Origin of the sequence: Nocardia sp. NPDC006630 (genome assembly GCF_040611495.1) — a bacterium.
GTDB lineage: Bacteria > Actinomycetota > Actinomycetes > Mycobacteriales > Mycobacteriaceae > Nocardia.
In genome coordinates this window covers 399,183-414,513 of the sequence record NZ_JBEXOK010000001.1, presented here as the reverse complement: position 1 = coordinate 414,513, position 15,331 = coordinate 399,183, and the positions used below count along the sequence as shown (strand labels likewise).

The 15,331-nt window shown below is 67.2% G+C and carries 12 protein-coding genes; 7 read left to right on the top strand and 5 right to left on the bottom strand.

What is annotated here, in order from left to right; translation table 11 throughout:
* Positions 1 to 34 precede the first annotated feature (34 nt).
* Both ABZX86_RS01900 and ABZX86_RS01895 read left to right on the top strand, forming a co-directional pair.
* Positions 35 to 1,204 (top strand): acyl-CoA dehydrogenase family protein, encoded by a 1,170-nt coding sequence (locus ABZX86_RS01900; RefSeq protein WP_355119036.1) that lies wholly within the window; start codon positions 35 to 37, stop codon positions 1,202 to 1,204.
* 9 nt (positions 1,205 to 1,213) lie between these two features.
* The gene (locus ABZX86_RS01895) at positions 1,214 to 2,341 is read left to right on the top strand and encodes an acyl-CoA dehydrogenase (protein ID WP_355119034.1); all 1,128 of its coding nucleotides are present in this window, start codon (positions 1,214 to 1,216) and stop codon (positions 2,339 to 2,341) included.
* 359 nt (positions 2,342 to 2,700) lie between these two features.
* Here ABZX86_RS01895 and ABZX86_RS01890 read toward each other — a convergent pair whose 3' ends face one another.
* The gene (locus tag ABZX86_RS01890; protein ID WP_355119032.1) at positions 2,701 to 3,219 is read right to left on the bottom strand and encodes a hypothetical protein; all 519 of its coding nucleotides are present in this window, start codon (positions 3,217 to 3,219) and stop codon (positions 2,701 to 2,703) included.
* A gap of 301 nt (positions 3,220 to 3,520) precedes the next feature.
* Here ABZX86_RS01890 and ABZX86_RS01885 point away from each other — a divergent pair, with 301 nt between their 5' ends.
* Positions 3,521 to 3,775, top strand: a complete 255-nt coding sequence (locus ABZX86_RS01885; RefSeq protein ID WP_355119030.1) for a hypothetical protein — start codon at positions 3,521 to 3,523, stop codon at positions 3,773 to 3,775.
* Positions 3,776 to 3,778: 3 nt separating this feature from the next.
* Here the strand turns inward: ABZX86_RS01885 and ABZX86_RS01880 are convergent, their stop codons facing one another.
* From ABZX86_RS01880 to ABZX86_RS01865, 4 genes are all read right to left on the bottom strand, one after another.
* Positions 3,779 to 4,711 carry a hydroxymethylglutaryl-CoA lyase gene (locus tag ABZX86_RS01880; RefSeq protein ID WP_355119028.1) on the bottom strand — a complete coding sequence of 311 codons (933 nt, stop codon included), beginning with the start codon at positions 4,709 to 4,711 and terminating at the stop codon, positions 3,779 to 3,781.
* Positions 4,711 to 5,922 carry a CoA transferase gene (locus tag ABZX86_RS01875; protein ID WP_355119026.1) on the bottom strand — a complete coding sequence of 404 codons (1,212 nt, stop codon included), beginning with the start codon at positions 5,920 to 5,922 and terminating at the stop codon, positions 4,711 to 4,713. The genes ABZX86_RS01880 and ABZX86_RS01875 overlap by 1 nt, the downstream gene beginning before the upstream one ends.
* 338 nt (positions 5,923 to 6,260) lie before the next feature.
* A complete protein-coding gene (locus ABZX86_RS01870; protein WP_355119024.1) occupies positions 6,261 to 7,193 on the bottom strand; it encodes a TauD/TfdA family dioxygenase in 933 nt (310 codons plus the stop codon).
* Between the two features lie 141 nt (positions 7,194 to 7,334).
* Positions 7,335 to 8,105, bottom strand: a complete 771-nt coding sequence (locus tag ABZX86_RS01865) for a deoxyribonuclease IV (protein WP_355119022.1) — start codon at positions 8,103 to 8,105, stop codon at positions 7,335 to 7,337.
* Between the two features lie 206 nt (positions 8,106 to 8,311).
* Here ABZX86_RS01865 and ABZX86_RS01860 point away from each other — a divergent pair, with 206 nt between their 5' ends.
* The 4 genes from ABZX86_RS01860 to ABZX86_RS01845 all read left to right on the top strand — a co-directional run bounded on the left by ABZX86_RS01860 (position 8,312) and on the right by ABZX86_RS01845 (position 15,278).
* The gene (locus ABZX86_RS01860) at positions 8,312 to 10,279 is read left to right on the top strand and encodes a protein kinase (protein WP_355119020.1); all 1,968 of its coding nucleotides are present in this window, start codon (positions 8,312 to 8,314) and stop codon (positions 10,277 to 10,279) included.
* 66 nt (positions 10,280 to 10,345) lie between these two features.
* Positions 10,346 to 11,881 carry a protein kinase gene (locus tag ABZX86_RS01855; protein WP_355119018.1) on the top strand — a complete coding sequence of 512 codons (1,536 nt, stop codon included), beginning with the start codon at positions 10,346 to 10,348 and terminating at the stop codon, positions 11,879 to 11,881.
* A 98-nt stretch (positions 11,882 to 11,979) separates the two neighbouring features.
* The gene (locus ABZX86_RS01850) at positions 11,980 to 12,753 is read left to right on the top strand and encodes an ABC transporter ATP-binding protein (protein WP_355119017.1); all 774 of its coding nucleotides are present in this window, start codon (positions 11,980 to 11,982) and stop codon (positions 12,751 to 12,753) included.
* Entirely contained in the window at positions 12,753 to 15,278 is a 2,526-nt protein-coding gene (locus ABZX86_RS01845; RefSeq protein ID WP_355119015.1) for an FtsX-like permease family protein, read from the top strand. Before ABZX86_RS01850 ends, ABZX86_RS01845 begins: the two co-directional genes overlap by 1 nt.
* Positions 15,279 to 15,331 lie beyond the last annotated feature (53 nt).

Here is a 15,331-nt window from a genome sequence, read left to right as displayed (position 1 = left end):
TGGAGTCGATAAGACAGCGACGCTGGGAGATGCGATGAAACTTGCCCTGTCACCTGACGAGGTGAAATTCCGGGACGAACTGCGCGAGTTCTACCGGACCGAGATCCCGGCGGAGATCCGCGACCGCGTGAAGTACGGCCGCGAACTCTCCCGCGAGGACATCGTCACCACGCACCAGATTCTCAACGCGCACGGCTACGCCACGCCCAAGTGGCCCGCCCAGTGGGGTGGCCGCGACTGGACACCCATGCAGCTGCACATCTGGGAAGACGAGATGCAGCTGGCGTCCGTCGTGGAGCCGCTCACCTTCAATGCGCAGATGATCGGCCCCGTGATCGCGCAGTTCGGCTCCGAGGAGCTCAAGGCGCGCTTCCTGCCGCCGACCGCGAATCTCGACATCTGGTGGTGCCAGGGCTTTTCCGAGCCGGATGCGGGCTCGGACCTGGCCTCGCTGCGCACCACCGCGGTCCGCGACGGTGACTCCTACATCGTCAACGGCCAGAAGATCTGGACCACGCTGGCGCAGTACGCCGACTGGATCTTCTGCCTGGTGCGCACCGATCCGACCGTCAAGAAGCAGGCCGGCATCTCGATGCTGCTCTTCGATGTGAAGTCGCCCGGTGTGACCGTGCGCCCGATCAAGCTCATCGACGGGCATCACGAGGTCAACGAGGTCTTCTTCGAGAACGTCCGGGTGCCCGCCGATCAGCTGGTCGGCGAGGAGAACATGGGCTGGACCTACGCCAAGTTCCTGCTCGGCAACGAGCGCACCGGTATCACCGGTGTCGGTCGCACCAAGGTCAAGCTCGGTGTGGCGAAAGAGTATGCGGCGCAGACCAGGTCGGGCGCGGGCACGCTGCTGGAGGATCCGGTGTTCGCGGCGCGCATCGCGGAGCTGGAGAACGAGCTGCTGGCACTGGAGCTCACCCTCGCGCGGGTGGTGTCGCAGCCGAACGACGGTAAGCCGAATCCGGCCTCCTCGGTGCTGAAGCTGAAGGGTTCGGAGCTGCAGCAGGCCGCCACCGAACTGCTGCTGGACGTCGCGGGTCCGGACGCCCTGCCGGTGCAGGCCGAGGACATCGCCTCGCCGGATTGGGCGCAGCGCAGTGGCCCCGCCTATCTGAACTACCGCAAGACCACCATTTACGGAGGCTCGAGCGAGGTGCAGCGCACCATCATCGCCTCCACCATCCTCGGATTGTGAGCTGCCGCCATGGATTTCGAACTCACCGATGAACAGGTCATGCTGCGGGACACGGTCCGCGATCTGCTCGGCCGTGCCTACGACCCGGAGACCCGGCTGAAGGTCACCGATACCGAACTCGGCTGGAATCGCGATGTCTGGAATCAGCTCGCCGAACTCGGCGTGCTGGGACTGGCCTTCAGCGAGGAGGACGGCGGCGTCGGCGCCGGGCCCGTGGAGGTCATGGTCGTACTGGAGGAGGTCGGCCGCCGCCTGGCGCCCGAACCGATTCTGGATGCCGTACTGGTGCCGGGCGGGCTGATCGTGGCCGCCGGCACCGCCGCGCAGAAGCAGCGGGTGCTGCCCGAGCTGGTGGCCGGCACCAAGCTGCTGGCCTTCGCGAACGAGGAGCCCGGAAACCGCTGGCCCGCAGCGGAACTCGCCACCACGGCGGTTCCGCAGGGCGGCGGTTACGCGCTGACCGGTGTGAAGAATCCGGTCCCGCACGGTGATTGCGCCGACGAGTTCGTGGTCAGCGCGCAGCTGCCCGGCGGCGGGCTCGGACTCTTCCTGGTCGCGGCCGATGCGGAAGGTGTGGTGCGCAAGCCGTTCCGCACCTTCGACGGCCGCCGCGGCGCGCAGGTCGAATTGACCTCCGCCGCTGCGGAACTGCTCGGCGAGAATGCCGACGCCGCGGCCGCCGTTGCCGTGGTGACCGCGCAGGCGCAGGCCGCGCTCTGTGCCGAATCGCTCGGCGCGATGGAGGAGGCGCTGCGCCTCACCACCGAATATCTGAAGACCCGCAAGCAGTTCGGCGTCACGCTGTCGAAGTTCCAGACCCTCAGCCAGCGTGCGGCGAATATGTATGTCTCCCTGGAACTGGCGCGCAGTATGAGCCTGTACGCCAGTGCCGCGCTGGTGGACGATGTCACCGATCCGGTGGTCGCCGCCCGCGCCCGGTTGCAGGTCGGCCGGTCGGCCCGCCATATCGGCCAGGAGGCGATCCAGATGCACGGCGGTATCGGTATCACCACCGAGTACCCGGTGAGCCACTACGTTGCCCGCCTCACCGCCATCGCCCGCACCCTGGGCGGCGATCTGGAACACCTGCGCGTGCTCACCGCCCGCGTAGCCGACTACACCCTCGTCGAGTTCTGAGCCTTACCAACACCTTTCGCGCCCCGCCCCAGCTCTGGGGTGGGGCGCGAACTGTTTCCGCGCGTGGGCGCGAGTACTGCTCCCGTCGCGTAGGTGCTGCCCTCGTCAGTGCGAGTGCTGCCCTCGTCAGTGCGAGTGCTGCCCTCGTCAGTGCGAGTACTGCCCCCGTCAGCGTGGGTGCTGCCTCCGTCGCGTAGGTGGTGCCCCCGTCATCCCGGCATGTTTCTGGCAGGGATCCACACCGGAAGCGTGCCAACAGGTCTGGTGGATCCCGGCCAAAAGCGCGCCGGGATGACGGGGTGACCGCGCCGGGGTGACGGGTGAGGGTGTGACCGCGCCAGGGTGACGGGGTGATTCCGCTACTGGCCGCCGGAGGCCTGGTCGTCCGGGCGGTCGGTGGTGGGCACGGCCGCGATGGCGGGTTCGGTGGTGGCCCGCGTGGGTTCCGTTGTGGGAGCGGCGGGTTCGGTGGTGGTCGTGGTCCGGCGCGTGGTGGTGGTCGTGGACCGGGTGGTCGTGGTGCGGGAGGTGCTGGGGGCCGACGGGTCGGCGCCCGGATCGTCCGGGTCGGTGGTCACGGACGGCGGGGCGGAGTGCCGGGGGGACTGTTCAGTGGCCACCCGCCAGGTGGGGGAGGGCGGGATGATCACCACGGGAGTGGTGGTGCCGGATTGCGAAGTCTCCGGTGCGGCTTGCAGATCCGCGTTCAACGCGGGGGGCGCGACGTACACGTCCTGGTTGCCCAGGCCGCACGCGCCGATCAGTACCAGGCCGAGCGACACCGCACCGACGGCGGCTGCGGCACCGGCCACGGGGGCGGGTATCCGCCGCCGCGGAGTGTCGCCGCGCTTGTCCGCGCCGGCGTTGCTGCCGTCCATTAAGGGCACTCCTGTTTCGTCTCGAGTGGGCTCACCCTAACGGAGGTGGGGGCGCGGGGCCAGGCGGGCGGCCGGTTGGATCTGGAGCGGCACAGCCGATTCCGCAAGGCACAACTACATCTCAAACAGCAGTAATTCAGATATCGAATCAGTAAAGTGCGCGTGTTGAGCGCACGTGTCGCGTGGACATTTTGTTGCCGAGCCGTAATGTGTGTCCAAAGTTACACGTGAGACGCCCGAAATTTGCCGAGAGACGCGCTGTTGTTCGCCGAACTCGGTGGGCGTCATCGAGGAGTGGATGATGGGTGCATTCTCGACATCCCCACTGCGCGCCGTCGCGCAGTCCGGGGAGCCGGCGACGCAGTCGCTGCGGTCGTCGGCAATTCTGGCCCGCACTGTCGCCTGGTTGATCTTCCTGGGCGGAGTCACCGGTGCCGTCCTCGGGATCGCTGGTCTACGTGTCGAAATCGCGGTCGCCGGTTTGATCCTCGCCTGCACGGCGGGCCTGATTCTGCTCAAGCTGCGCGCGGACGGTATGTCCCACGACAATCGCTGAGCCTCAGGGCCTCCTGCGAATAACCCATTCGAAAGCGGCTGCTTCGGAGCGGCTGCCCTCGACTGTGCGCGACCGATTCGGTTCCCCGAGTTCGGCCAGCAGGCGTTCGGAAATCGGTACCAATGTGGCCAGTACATCCGGTGTGAACCATTCCGGGCGAGTGGCGAACAGCAGATCCTCACTGGAGGTATTTCCGGACGCGCCGGGGGCGAACGGACAACCGCCCAATCCGCCGAGCGACCCGTCGACCACATTCGCACCGGCGGTCAGCGCGGCCAGCGAATTCGCCACGCCCATGCCCCAGGTGTCGTGACCATGGAAGACGATCCGGTGCTCCGCCGTGCCCCAGCGGCCTGCGGCCACAACGGCTGTCACCAGCGCTGATACCTGACCCGGATGCGCCTGGCCGAGGGTGTCGGCCAGCACGATATCGGCGGCGCCCTCGGTGCGCGGATCGCGCGCGATGGCCAGCACCCGCTGCGGATCGATCGGCCCCTCGAACGGGCAGGTGAAAGCTGTTGCCAGGCAGAGCTGAATGCGCCCGCCCACCGCCTGCGCGAAACCGATGGCCGCGGGCATGGCGGCCAGGCTGTCCTCGGTGGTGCGGCCGATATTGGCCTTGTTGTGCGCATCCGATACCGAGAAGCAGTACTGGAAATTCCGCACGCCCGCCGCCGCGGCCTTCTCCACATGACGCGGGGTGGCCACCCACACCCAGCAGTGCCGCAGCTCCTCGGGAGTCAGCGCGGCCACCAGTTCGAGCGTATTGGCCATGGGCGGCACCAGATCCGGCCGCGCCATGGAGCCGATCTCCAGCTCCGGCACCCCCAGCGCCAGCAGTTCCCGCACGATCTCGACCTTGCGCTCGGTCGGCAATACCTTGCCCGTCAGCTGCAGCCCGTCGCGCAGGGTCACGTCTCGCAGAATCGCCGCCATCACAGGCCCTCCAGTGCGTCGATGTCGATGCCGGACATGCCGAGCAGGCCGGAGAGCACCTCGTGGGTGTGCTCGCCCAGATCGGGGCCGACATTGCGGATGGGCAGCGACCGGCCGCCGATCACCGGGACGATGCCGGTGAAGCCGACCTGTTTGGGCTCGGGCTCACCCACATCGACCGGGAAGTGCTGAATCATATTGCGCGCCAGGTACTGCTCGTCGGCGACGATATCGGCGGCGGTGTAGATGGGCCCGCACGGGATGGCGGCGGCCTCCAGCAATTGCAGCGCCTCGTCCCGGGTGCGCAGCCGCGTCCAGTCGGCGATATCGGCATCCAGCCGATCGCGATTGCGCCAGCGGCCCGCATTGTCTTGCAGCTCGGGGTCGGCCGCCAGATCGGGCCGTTCGATCACCTGCATATAGCGCTGGAAGATGGCATCACCATTGCCGCCGATAATAATGCTGTTGCCGTCACTGCACGGGTACGCGTTGCTGGGGGCGATGCCCTCCATGCGCCCGCCGACCCGCTCGCGATTGATGCCGTACGCGAGATAGTCCGGAACCAGCGATTCCATGACAGACAGGATCGACTCGTTCAGCGCCACATCGATAATGCGCTGGTCCAAGGGAACTCGATCGGTGGCGCGCTCGCGCTGGAACAGCGCCATGACCGTTCCGAAGGCCGCGTAGATACCCGCGATGGAATCCCCGATGGAGACGCCGACCCGCACCGGCGGCCGATCCGGATCCCCCACGAGTTCACGCAGCCCGCCGACCGCCTCGGCCACCGCCGCGAATCCGGGACGCTGCGACAGCGGGCCGGTCTGCCCGTACGCGGAGATGCGGGTGATCACCAGATCCGGATTCGCCGCGTTCAGCGCCTCCGGCCCGAGCCCCCACTTCTCCAGCATTCCCGGCCGGAAGTTCTCCAGCAGCACATCGCACTGCTTGACGAGATCCAGCACGATCGCGCGCCCCGCCTCGGTCCGCAGATCCAGCACGATCGACTTCTTGTTCCGATTCACCGTCCGGTACAGCATGGACGTATCCCCGCCGTACAGCCGCCAATTCCGCAGCTCATCCCCAGTTTTCGGCCGCTCGACCTTGATGACCTCCGCCCCGAAGTCCCCGAGAATCCGCCCCGCCGTAGGCGCGGCGACATAATTCCCCAACTCCAGAACCCGCACCCCATCGAGCGGCCGAATCTCCATACCCGCAATTCTGCCCCACCACGGACCCCGCTCCCCGCCCGCGCACCCCACCGCCGCGCACGAACTGGCCCGGCGCGCACGAAGCAGCATGAGATTCCGTGTGCGGCACGTGAAGCCACGCGCGCCGTTGCCTATCGACCGGCTGGGCGCTGACGGAATCGGTCAAAGCGGACCAGTGATGGGTGACCGAAGGAAAGCGCGCAGCCCCGGGCACGTCGGGAGCTGTGCCCGGCTTACCTGCGCAGCGGGTGGGAGGTCGAGGTCTGATTTGCGCGAAAAGGCCGGTGCGACAGTCGAGATGTTGAGGGTGTCTGTCGCACCGGCCGGAAGGGGTTTTGTCAGGCGGCGCGGGGGGCGACCTTTTCGACGATGGAGTAGTGCTCGGCATTGCCGGTGATGATGGTGCTCGGGTTGCCGTGGATGTCGACGGGGATGTCGCCGGCCAGGGTGATGCGGGTCAGGCGGCGGTGCTGGCTGTCGTAGTCGTCGATGGCGTAGTGCTGGGTGGCGCGGTTGTCCCAGATGGCTACGTCGCCGAGTTGCCAGTTCCAGCGGGTGGTGTTCTCCAGCTTGGTGACTCGGGCCTGCAGGAGCTGGAAGAGGGCCTGGGATTCGGCGGCGGTGAGGCCGGCGAAGTTCTTGACGAAGTGGCCGAGCAGCAGGGCGCGCTCGCCGGTGACGGGGTGTACGCGCACCACCGGGTGCTCGGTCTCGTAGTAGGTGGACTCGAATTCGGCGCGGTAGGCCTTGCCCTGATCATTGGGTGCGTGCGAATCGCTGCGGTCGGCGGCGTAGTCGTAGGCATTGGTGTGCCGGGCGCGCAGGTTCTCGACCAGCGCCTTGAGCGGCGCGGGCAGCGATTCGTAGGCGGCGACGGTGGAGGCCCAGGTGGTGGAGCCGCCGTAGGCGGGCAGGTGCACCGCGCGCAGGATGGACGCCTTCGGAATGCGGTCCACGAAGGTGACATCGGTGTGCCAGCTATTGGCGCGGCCGTACTCGGAATCGATGGGCAGTGACTTGACGCCCTTCGAGGTGACGGTCGGGTGCGGGGTGGTGGGCGCGCCCAGCAGCTGCGCGAACTCGTGCTGGCCGTCCTCGGTCAGATGTTCCTGGCCGCGGAAGAAGATGACCTTGTGCTGGTGCAGCGCATCCTGAATGACCTGCACGGTCTCGGAATCCAGCTCGCCTCCGAGACGGACGCCGTCGATGCGCGCACCGATCTTGCTGCCGAGCTTCACCACGGTGGCGGTGGTGGCGTAATCGACGGACATACTGGGCCTTTCGCTCGAACGATTGCTTCGTTCGAGCACACCACCGGCCCCGTCGCCGAAACAGGTTTACGCGCAGCCGGATCGAAAGCCGTTACCCCGCCTAACCGCAGAGTTATGCCGGACCCGGCCGCCGCATTCGGGCTAACCCACCTGCTCGCGCAGGAAGGCCAGGTCCTCGGCCACGCCGTCGGCGGGGGTCTCCAGAATGATCGGCGCATCCACCGCCTTGCACACCTCGACCAGCAATTGCGGATCGATGGTGCCGTCGGCCAGATTCGCATGCCGGTCCGCGCCCGAATCGAAGGTGTCGCGCGAGGAGTTCAGATGCACCAGATCGATGCGCCCGGTAATGGCCTTGATCCGATCCACAATGCCGAGCAGTTCCTCACCGCCCGCCCAGGCATGGCAGGTGTCCAGGCAGAACCCGGCCCCGAAATCGCCGACGGCGTCCCACAGCCGCCCGATATCGTCGAAATGCCGTGCCATGGCGTGATTTCCGCCCGCGGTGTTCTCGATCAGAATCGGCACCGCGAAACCGCCCTTGTCCTGCTGGCGCTCGAAGAGCTTGCGCCAGTTGAGGATTCCGTCGATGGTCTCCGCATCGGAGCGGACATGCCCGCCGTGCACCACCAGCCCGAATGCGCCCAGCTCGGCCGCGGCCTTCGCCTGCTGTGCCACCGCATTGCGTGAGGGCATGCGCAGCCGGTTGTTCAGGCTGGCCACATTGATCTGGTACGAGGAGTGCACCACCAGATCGATGGGACTGGCCTTGATCTCCTCGGCCCGGGGGTGCGGCTGGGGTTTGTCCCAACTCTGCGGATCGACCACGAACATCTGGATGACGTCGGCGCCCAGCTTCTCCCCGAAACCGATGGGATCGCTGTCGAGCCGGACGTGTGCTCCTATGCGCATGGCAGCCAGCGTATCGCCGCCCCCCGACAAGAGATTGTGCTCACCTCTGTTGCGCTACCGCGCGCCGCGGAGATAGTTCAGTAGAACTCGATTGCGCTATGGTTTCGGTGATTTCCGGATCGGCCCGAGCACGATCACGCCGATCGATTGCGGTACGTCACGCGCTGGTGGGTCCCGGCGCGCGAGGTAGGAAGTGGGAGCGGATCATGCTGTCCAACGGGGATGTCTTCGCGGGCTACATTATCGAGCGGCAGCTGGGGCGCGGGGGAATGGGCTCGGTATATCTGGCCAAGCATCCCCGTCTGCCCCGGCTCACGGCGCTCAAGCTGCTGAACCGGGAGATGGTGTTCGACAAGGAGGTTCGCGCGCGTTTCGAGCGCGAGGCCGATCTGGTCGCCCAGCTCGATCACCACAATATCGTCACCGTCTACGACCGCGGGCTCGAAGACGGTCAGCTGTGGATCTCCATGCAGTACGTCGACGGCGTCGACGCCTCCGGGGTGACTCCGCAGACGCTGCCGCCGGAGCGGGCCGTGCAGATCGTCGCCGAGACCGGGGACGCGCTGGACTACGCGCACCGCAATGAGGTGCTGCACCGCGATGTGAAGCCGGCGAACATTCTGCTGGCGCGATCCACCGGCGGTAAGGGCGAGCGGGTCTACCTCACCGACTTCGGCATCGCGCGCCTGCGTGATGATCACGGCCAGAACCTCACCCAGACCGGCACCTTCACCGCGACCCTGGCCTACGCCTCGCCGGAACAGCTCACCGGTTCCCCGCTGGACGGCAGCTCCGACCAGTATTCGCTGGCCTGCACCCTGTTCTGGCTGCTGACCGGGTCCGGTCCGTTCTCGGCGACCAATCCGGCCGCCGTCATCCAGGGTCATCTGCAGCAACCGCCGCCGCCGCTGAGCGGGCTGCGGCCCGGTCTGCCGCATTCGCTGGATCTGGTGATGGCCAAGGCCATGGCCAAGCGCCCGGAGGACCGCTTCCCCAGCTGCGCCGATTTCGCCGCCGCCGCCCGGCGCGCGCTGACCGCGCCCAGCGCTCCGGCCATGCCGCTGGTGAATCCGCGCACCGCGCCGCCGCAGCCGGTCATGGGTGCGAGCCCGACGATCGCGCAGCCGGCCGGTGGGTTCATGAACGGTGCGCCGACGCAGACCTCCGGCGGGCATATGCAGCCCTCCGGCGTGCCGATGCAGACGGGCGGCCCGCGGCCGAACATCTCGGGTTCGGCGCCGACGGTGACGCCGAATCAGTATTCGGCACAGGTGAATACGGCCACACCGCCGCCGCAGCAGCTGTACAACTCCGGCGCCCGGCCGACGAATCAGTACACCGGCCCGCCGACGTACAACTACACGAATCAGTCGGGCAATTACGCCAACCCCTCGGGTAATTACGCAAATCAGTCCGGCAACTACGCGAATCAGTCCGGCAACCATGCCAATCCGGTCGGGCCGCCTCCGAATATGCGCCCGCCGATCGGCCCGCCACACTCGCAGCCGCCGAAGAAGTCCAATACCGGACTGATCATCGGCGCGATCATCGGCGTTGTGGTGCTCGCCATCGCGGCCGTCGTGGTGCTGGTCGCGCTCAGCGGCGGCAGCGACAAGGCCGGTGGCACGACCACCACCGCGAAGGCGCCGACCACCTCCGCCTACGCTTCCACCTCGGCCCACGCGTCCACCCCCGCCTCCTCCGGCAGTTCGTCCGGTACCTCCGCCGATGTGGCCGGCATCAGCGCCCAGTTCCCGCGTCTGGTCCCGGCCACCGCCACCGGTGATACGGGCTACAACGGTGCGAACTGCTGGGTGGCCGATCCGAAGAGCCCGCCGGACAAGTCCGACGGCGAACCCGATTTCGGTGATTGGGCGGCGCAGTGGCGCTGCTTCGGCGGCGGGAACAATGACGATCCGTTCTACCGGATCTACGCGTACTCGTCGGCGGACAAGGTGAAATCGGTGGTCAGCGGCCTGAAGCCGGATAAGACATCCTCCGATGCCAGCGGCGGCAAGACCTACACCAACTACCAGTTCACCGGTTCCCGCCCGCGCATGGTCACCGTCTTCACCGGCGACAACAACCGCACCCAGTACCTCATGTACACCGACGGTGTGGCGGGCACCATGGACGCCCTACTGACCTGGTGGCGCTCCGCACCTTTGAACTGACGGGCTTGTCCGGTCCGCTGCGCGCGCGTTAGGGTCCGGTCCGGGTAATCGGCGGAAAGGGACTCGGTGCTGCGCAGCGGAGAGACGTTCGCGGGTTACCTGATCGAACGGGAGCTCGGTCGTGGCGGGATGGGGTCGGTGTACCTGGCCCAGCATCCGCGGTTGCCGCGGCGGACCGCGCTGAAGCTGCTGAACCGGGAACTGTTCGGCGACAACGAGGTTCGCGCGCGCTTCGAGCGCGAGGCCGATCTGATCACGCGGCTCGAGCATCCGCACATCGTCCCGATCTACGACCGCGGCATCGAGGGCGACCGGCTGTGGATCTCCATGCGCTATATCGACGGTGTGGACGCCTCGACCCTCAATTCCGCGGAATTGCCGCCGCAGCAGGCGATTCGGATCATCGCCGATACCGCCAAGGCGCTGGATTTCGCGCACCGCAAGGGTGTGCTGCACCGGGATGTGAAGCCCGCCAATATCCTGCTCGAACGCGATGAGGGCGAGGAGCGGGTCTTCCTGGCGGACTTCGGCATTGCCCGCCTGCGCGAGGACTCCACCAGGCTCACCCAGACCGGTTCCTTCACGGCCACGCTCGCCTATGCGGCCCCGGAACAGCTGATCGGCAAGCCGCTCGATCACCGCTGTGACCAGTACTCCCTGGCCTGCACGCTGTTTCGCCTGCTCACGGGCGATATTCCGTTCGCCGCCGAACATCCGGTCGCGATCATGCAGGGGCATCTCAACCAGCCGCCGCCCCTGGTCAGCCAGCTGCGCCCGGGGCTACCCCAGGCCCTGGACGCGGTCATGGCCCGCGCCATGGCCAAGGAACCTTCGGATCGCTTCGCTTCCTGCACCGCCTTCGCAGTCGCGGCGCAGCAGGCGCTCACCAGTCCGGCCGGTTACGCGCCCACCCGGCAACTCCCGCCGAATGCGGTTCCCGCCGGAAACGGATCGGGCCGCGGCCAATTCGCGGCCCAGTCACCGGCTGGTCAGGGCTGGTCGGGAGCGCCCCAGCCCGGGGAGGTACCCGGCTCGCCGGCAAGGCAATTCGCGCCCCGGCACGGATCGGGTGCGCCTGTCTCCGGTCAGCCGGTGGCCGGGTCGGGCTCACACACGGTGAACCCCGCGCTCCACTACGGTCAGGCGGTGGGCGGGCAGACCCCGTACGCCGGAGGGATGACGCCGCCCCGGACGGCGGCCATGTCCGCGCCGTTCACGGGTCAGCCTGCGGCCAGGCAGTTTCCGAGCGGTGCATCGGTGACGCCCACCCGGGGGCTGACCGTGCCGGGTGGGCCGGTGCGCGGCGGGAAGCCGCCGGGAGCGCGCACGGTGTTCAGCGGTAAGCCGGCGGCCAAACCGCGTAAGCGCAGGTCGAAGCTTCGCGGCTGCTTGCTGGGTCTGGTCTTGCTCGTGGTGGTCCCGGTGGTCGCGGTCGCCGGCTGCATCGCCTACGTCAATCGGCAGCTGCCCTCGGCGCCGCCCGCGGTGATCACCACCCACCTGCCCGCGCCCGGCGTGACCGATGAGCAGACCTATGACCCGACCGAAGATCCGACCACTTCCGCACCGGTGCCCACCGGTGAGGTCGCACCTATGCGGTGATCATCAGCCCTCAGGATGATCTAAGGAATCCATGAGGGTGCGGCTCTCCGGGCGATCCCGGATGGCGTCCGGCGCGGAAGCTCGACACACTGGACGTCATGACTTCGAATGTCTCCGATACCGTCGGCCTCGACGCGGGCGCTGACACGGTCGCCGCCCGCGCGACCGATCTGGTGAAGATCTACGGCTCGGGCGACACCCAGGTTCGAGCTCTAGACGGGGTGACGGCCGAGTTCAAGAGGGGCGAGTTCACCGCCATCATGGGGCCGTCGGGCTCCGGCAAGTCCACCCTCATGCACTGCCTCGCCGGTTTGGACGAGGCCACCGCGGGCGCGGTGCACATCGGCGATACCAATCTCACCGAGCTGTCCGACAAGGGCATGACCCAGCTGCGCCGCGACCGGATCGGATTCGTCTTCCAGGCCTTCAATCTCGTGCCGACCCTCACGGCGCTGGAGAACATCACGCTGCCGCTCGATATCGCGGGCCGCAAGGCCGATGAGGAGTGGCTCTCGACCGTGCTCAAGCGGCTCGGCCTGAACGACCGCCTCACGCACCGGCCCAGTGAACTCTCCGGCGGCCAGCAGCAGCGCGTCGCGTGCGCGCGGGCGCTGGCAGGCAAGCCGGACATTATCTTCGGTGACGAGCCGACCGGCAACCTGGACTCCAGATCTTCCGGTGAGGTGCTGTCGATTCTGCGCGCGGCCGTCGACGAATTCGGGCAGACCGTGGTGATCGTGACGCACGATCCGCGCGCCGCGTCCTATGCCGATCGGGTGGTCTTCCTCGCCGACGGTCGCCTGGTCGACGAATTGCGTTCGCCCACCGCCGATTCCGTGCTCGACAAGATGAAGTCGCTGGAGACCGTCTGATGTCCGGAAGTCCCATGCGCAAGGTTGCCTTGCGCAACCTCGCCGCGCACAAGGTGCGGCTGGTGCTCACCCTGCTGTCGGTGGTGCTCGGAACCGCCTTCATCGCAGGGTCTTTCGTCTTCACCGACAGCCTGCAGCACACCTTCGACGATATCTTCGCCAATCAGGCCAAGGGCGTCGATGTCCGGGTGAGCCCGAAAGAGCGGCAGTCCCTGGGCATTCCGAACGAGACGGTCGACAAGATCGCGGGCATGAACGATGTGCGCGCGGTCGCTCCCGGCGTGAACGGGCCGGTGGTGCTGCTCAAGGACGGTAAGGCCGTACAGACCGGCGGCGCACCGACTTCCGGCACCTCGTATCTGCCGCCGGACAAATCCGTCGCCGCGCCCGACAAGTACAGTGCCGGTGGACCGCCCACCAAGGACGGCGAGATCTCCATCAACCGGGGCGGCGCCGATCTCGCGGGCCTGCACGTCGGCGATCAGACCAAGGTGCTGGTCCCGTCCAAGGGCAATATCGACGTCACGGTGTCGGGCATCTACGATCTGCCGGGCAATACCGGCGGATTCATCAATCTGTACTTCGACGATGCGCAGGCCAAGGAATTGTTCACCGACGGTGAGCATGTCGCGTTCGTCGATATCGCCGCCAAATCCGGTGTGCAGCCGGATGCGCTGCGCGATCAGATCGCCAAGGTCTTCCCCGATTACAAGGTGCAGGACGGCGATCAGGTCCGTGCCGATATGAAGAAGCAGATCGGCGACGCGCTCAAGTTCATCAATTACTTCCTGCTCGCCTTCGGCGCCATCGCGCTGATCGTCGGCACCTTCATCATCTACAACACCTTCTCCATGCTGGTCGCGCAGCGCCTGCGGGAGCTGGCGCTGCTGCGGGCGATCGGCGCGAGCCGCCAGCAGGTCGGCCGCTCCGTGGTCGGTGAGGCCCTGATCATCGGATTGCTCGGCAGCGCACTGGGTCTCGCGGCCGGAGTGGGGCTGGCCCTCGGGCTCTCCGCACTGCTCAATGCCTTCAACCTGGGCCTGCCGACCGGAACGATGTCGCTGCAGCCGCGCACCGTCCTGGTGGCGCTCGGCGTCGGCACGCTGGTGACCGTGTTCAGCGCCTACGCACCCGCCCGCCGCGCGGCGACCATTCCGCCGGTCGAGGCCATGCGCGCCGAACTCGGTTCGGGAACCGAGTCCAGCCGGGTGCGCGCCATCAGCGGTGCGGTGCTGGGCGTGGCCGGTGCGATCCTGGTCTATCTCGGATCGCGCAATGCCGGCGGCAATGCCGCCCTCACCGTCGGAATCGGCGCGCTGGCACTGATTTTCGCGGTGCTGCTGGCCTCCCCGGCGCTCTCGCAGCCGGTGGTGCGGGTGCTCGCGGTGCTGGTGCGGCCCTTCGGTCCGGTCGGCGTGATGGCGCGCAACAATGCGCTGCGCAATCCGCGCCGCACCGCGGCCACCGCCTTCGCGCTCACCCTCGGGCTCATGCTGGTGACCGCCATCGGCATGCTCGGGTCCTCGTCCAAGGCCAGCATCAGTGATCTGGTGGACAAGGGCGTCAAGGCCGACTTCATTCTGCAGGGACCGGCCAACAGTCTGGTCGGCGTTCCGCTGGCGGCCGGGCCTGCGGTGCAAGCGATTCCGGGCGTGCAGGATGTGGTGCAGTTCCACGGTGTGGCGCTCAAGGTCGGCAGTGATCAGCTGCTCGGCACCGTGCCCGAGGGGCCGCTGAACAAGGTGCTCGGCTACGACCTGAAGCAGGGCACCGACCAGCTCGGCGACAACGGCATCATGGTGTCGGAAACCGAAGCGGGCGACCATAATTGGCACGCCGGCCAGACCGTCGATGTGACCAGTCTCGACAACAAGAAGTACCAGGTTGTCGTCGAGGGCATCTACAAGGACACCCAGCTGCTCGGCACCATGGTGGCGCCGATGGCGCTGTACGACCAGGTCATGCCGGTCAGCTTCCGCACCAATTTCATTGTGCTGATCACCGCGCAGCCGGGAGCGGACCTGTCGGTCATGCGGTCCAACCTGGAGAAGGCCGTCGATCAGTGGGCCGTGGTTCAGGTGCAGGACCGCAATGATTTCAAGGGTGCGCAGGGCAAGCAGATCAACACCATGCTGGCCATCCTGTACGGGCTGCTGGCGCTGGCGGTGGTGATCGCGATTCTCGGCATCGTCAATACGCTGGCGCTGTCGGTGGTGGAACGCCGCCGGGAGATCGGCATGCTGCGTGCGGTCGGTATGCAGCGACCACAGGTGCGGCGCACCATCTATCTGGAATCCATGCTGATAGCGATCTTCGGTGCGGTGATCGGCGTGGTGCTCGGGCTCGGGCTCGGCGCCGGATTCCTGCGCACGCTACGGGATCTCGGCCTGCAGCAGATCGCGGTGCCGTGGGGACAGATCGTGATCATGATGGTCAGCTCCGCCGTGGTCGGTGTGCTCGCGGCGCTGTGGCCCGCCATCCGCGCCGCGCGGACGCCACCGCTGGCGGCCATCGCCGATATGTAGGCGTGGCGGAAGTCGCTGGGTAGGAAAGGATTCGGCCGGTCACCTCGGGGTGA

Coding starts and splice junctions, on each gene's coding strand:
- ABZX86_RS01845 (WP_355119015.1), top strand. CDS start 12,753: ATGTCCGGAAGTCCCATGCGCAAGGTTGCCTTGCGCAACCTCGCCGCG.
- ABZX86_RS01875 (WP_355119026.1), bottom strand. CDS start 5,922: ATGGAGATTCGGCCGCTCGATGGGGTGCGGGTTCTGGAGTTGGGGAAT.
- ABZX86_RS01860 (WP_355119020.1), top strand. CDS start 8,312: ATGCTGTCCAACGGGGATGTCTTCGCGGGCTACATTATCGAGCGGCAG.
- ABZX86_RS01885 (WP_355119030.1), top strand. CDS start 3,521: ATGGGTGCATTCTCGACATCCCCACTGCGCGCCGTCGCGCAGTCCGGG.
- ABZX86_RS01865 (WP_355119022.1), bottom strand. CDS start 8,105: ATGCGCATAGGAGCACACGTCCGGCTCGACAGCGATCCCATCGGTTTC.
- ABZX86_RS01850 (WP_355119017.1), top strand. CDS start 11,980: ATGACTTCGAATGTCTCCGATACCGTCGGCCTCGACGCGGGCGCTGAC.
- ABZX86_RS01880 (WP_355119028.1), bottom strand. CDS start 4,711: ATGGCGGCGATTCTGCGAGACGTGACCCTGCGCGACGGGCTGCAGCTG.
- ABZX86_RS01900 (WP_355119036.1), top strand. CDS start 35: ATGAAACTTGCCCTGTCACCTGACGAGGTGAAATTCCGGGACGAACTG.
- ABZX86_RS01895 (WP_355119034.1), top strand. CDS start 1,214: ATGGATTTCGAACTCACCGATGAACAGGTCATGCTGCGGGACACGGTC.
- ABZX86_RS01890 (WP_355119032.1), bottom strand. CDS start 3,219: ATGGACGGCAGCAACGCCGGCGCGGACAAGCGCGGCGACACTCCGCGG.
- ABZX86_RS01870 (WP_355119024.1), bottom strand. CDS start 7,193: ATGTCCGTCGATTACGCCACCACCGCCACCGTGGTGAAGCTCGGCAGC.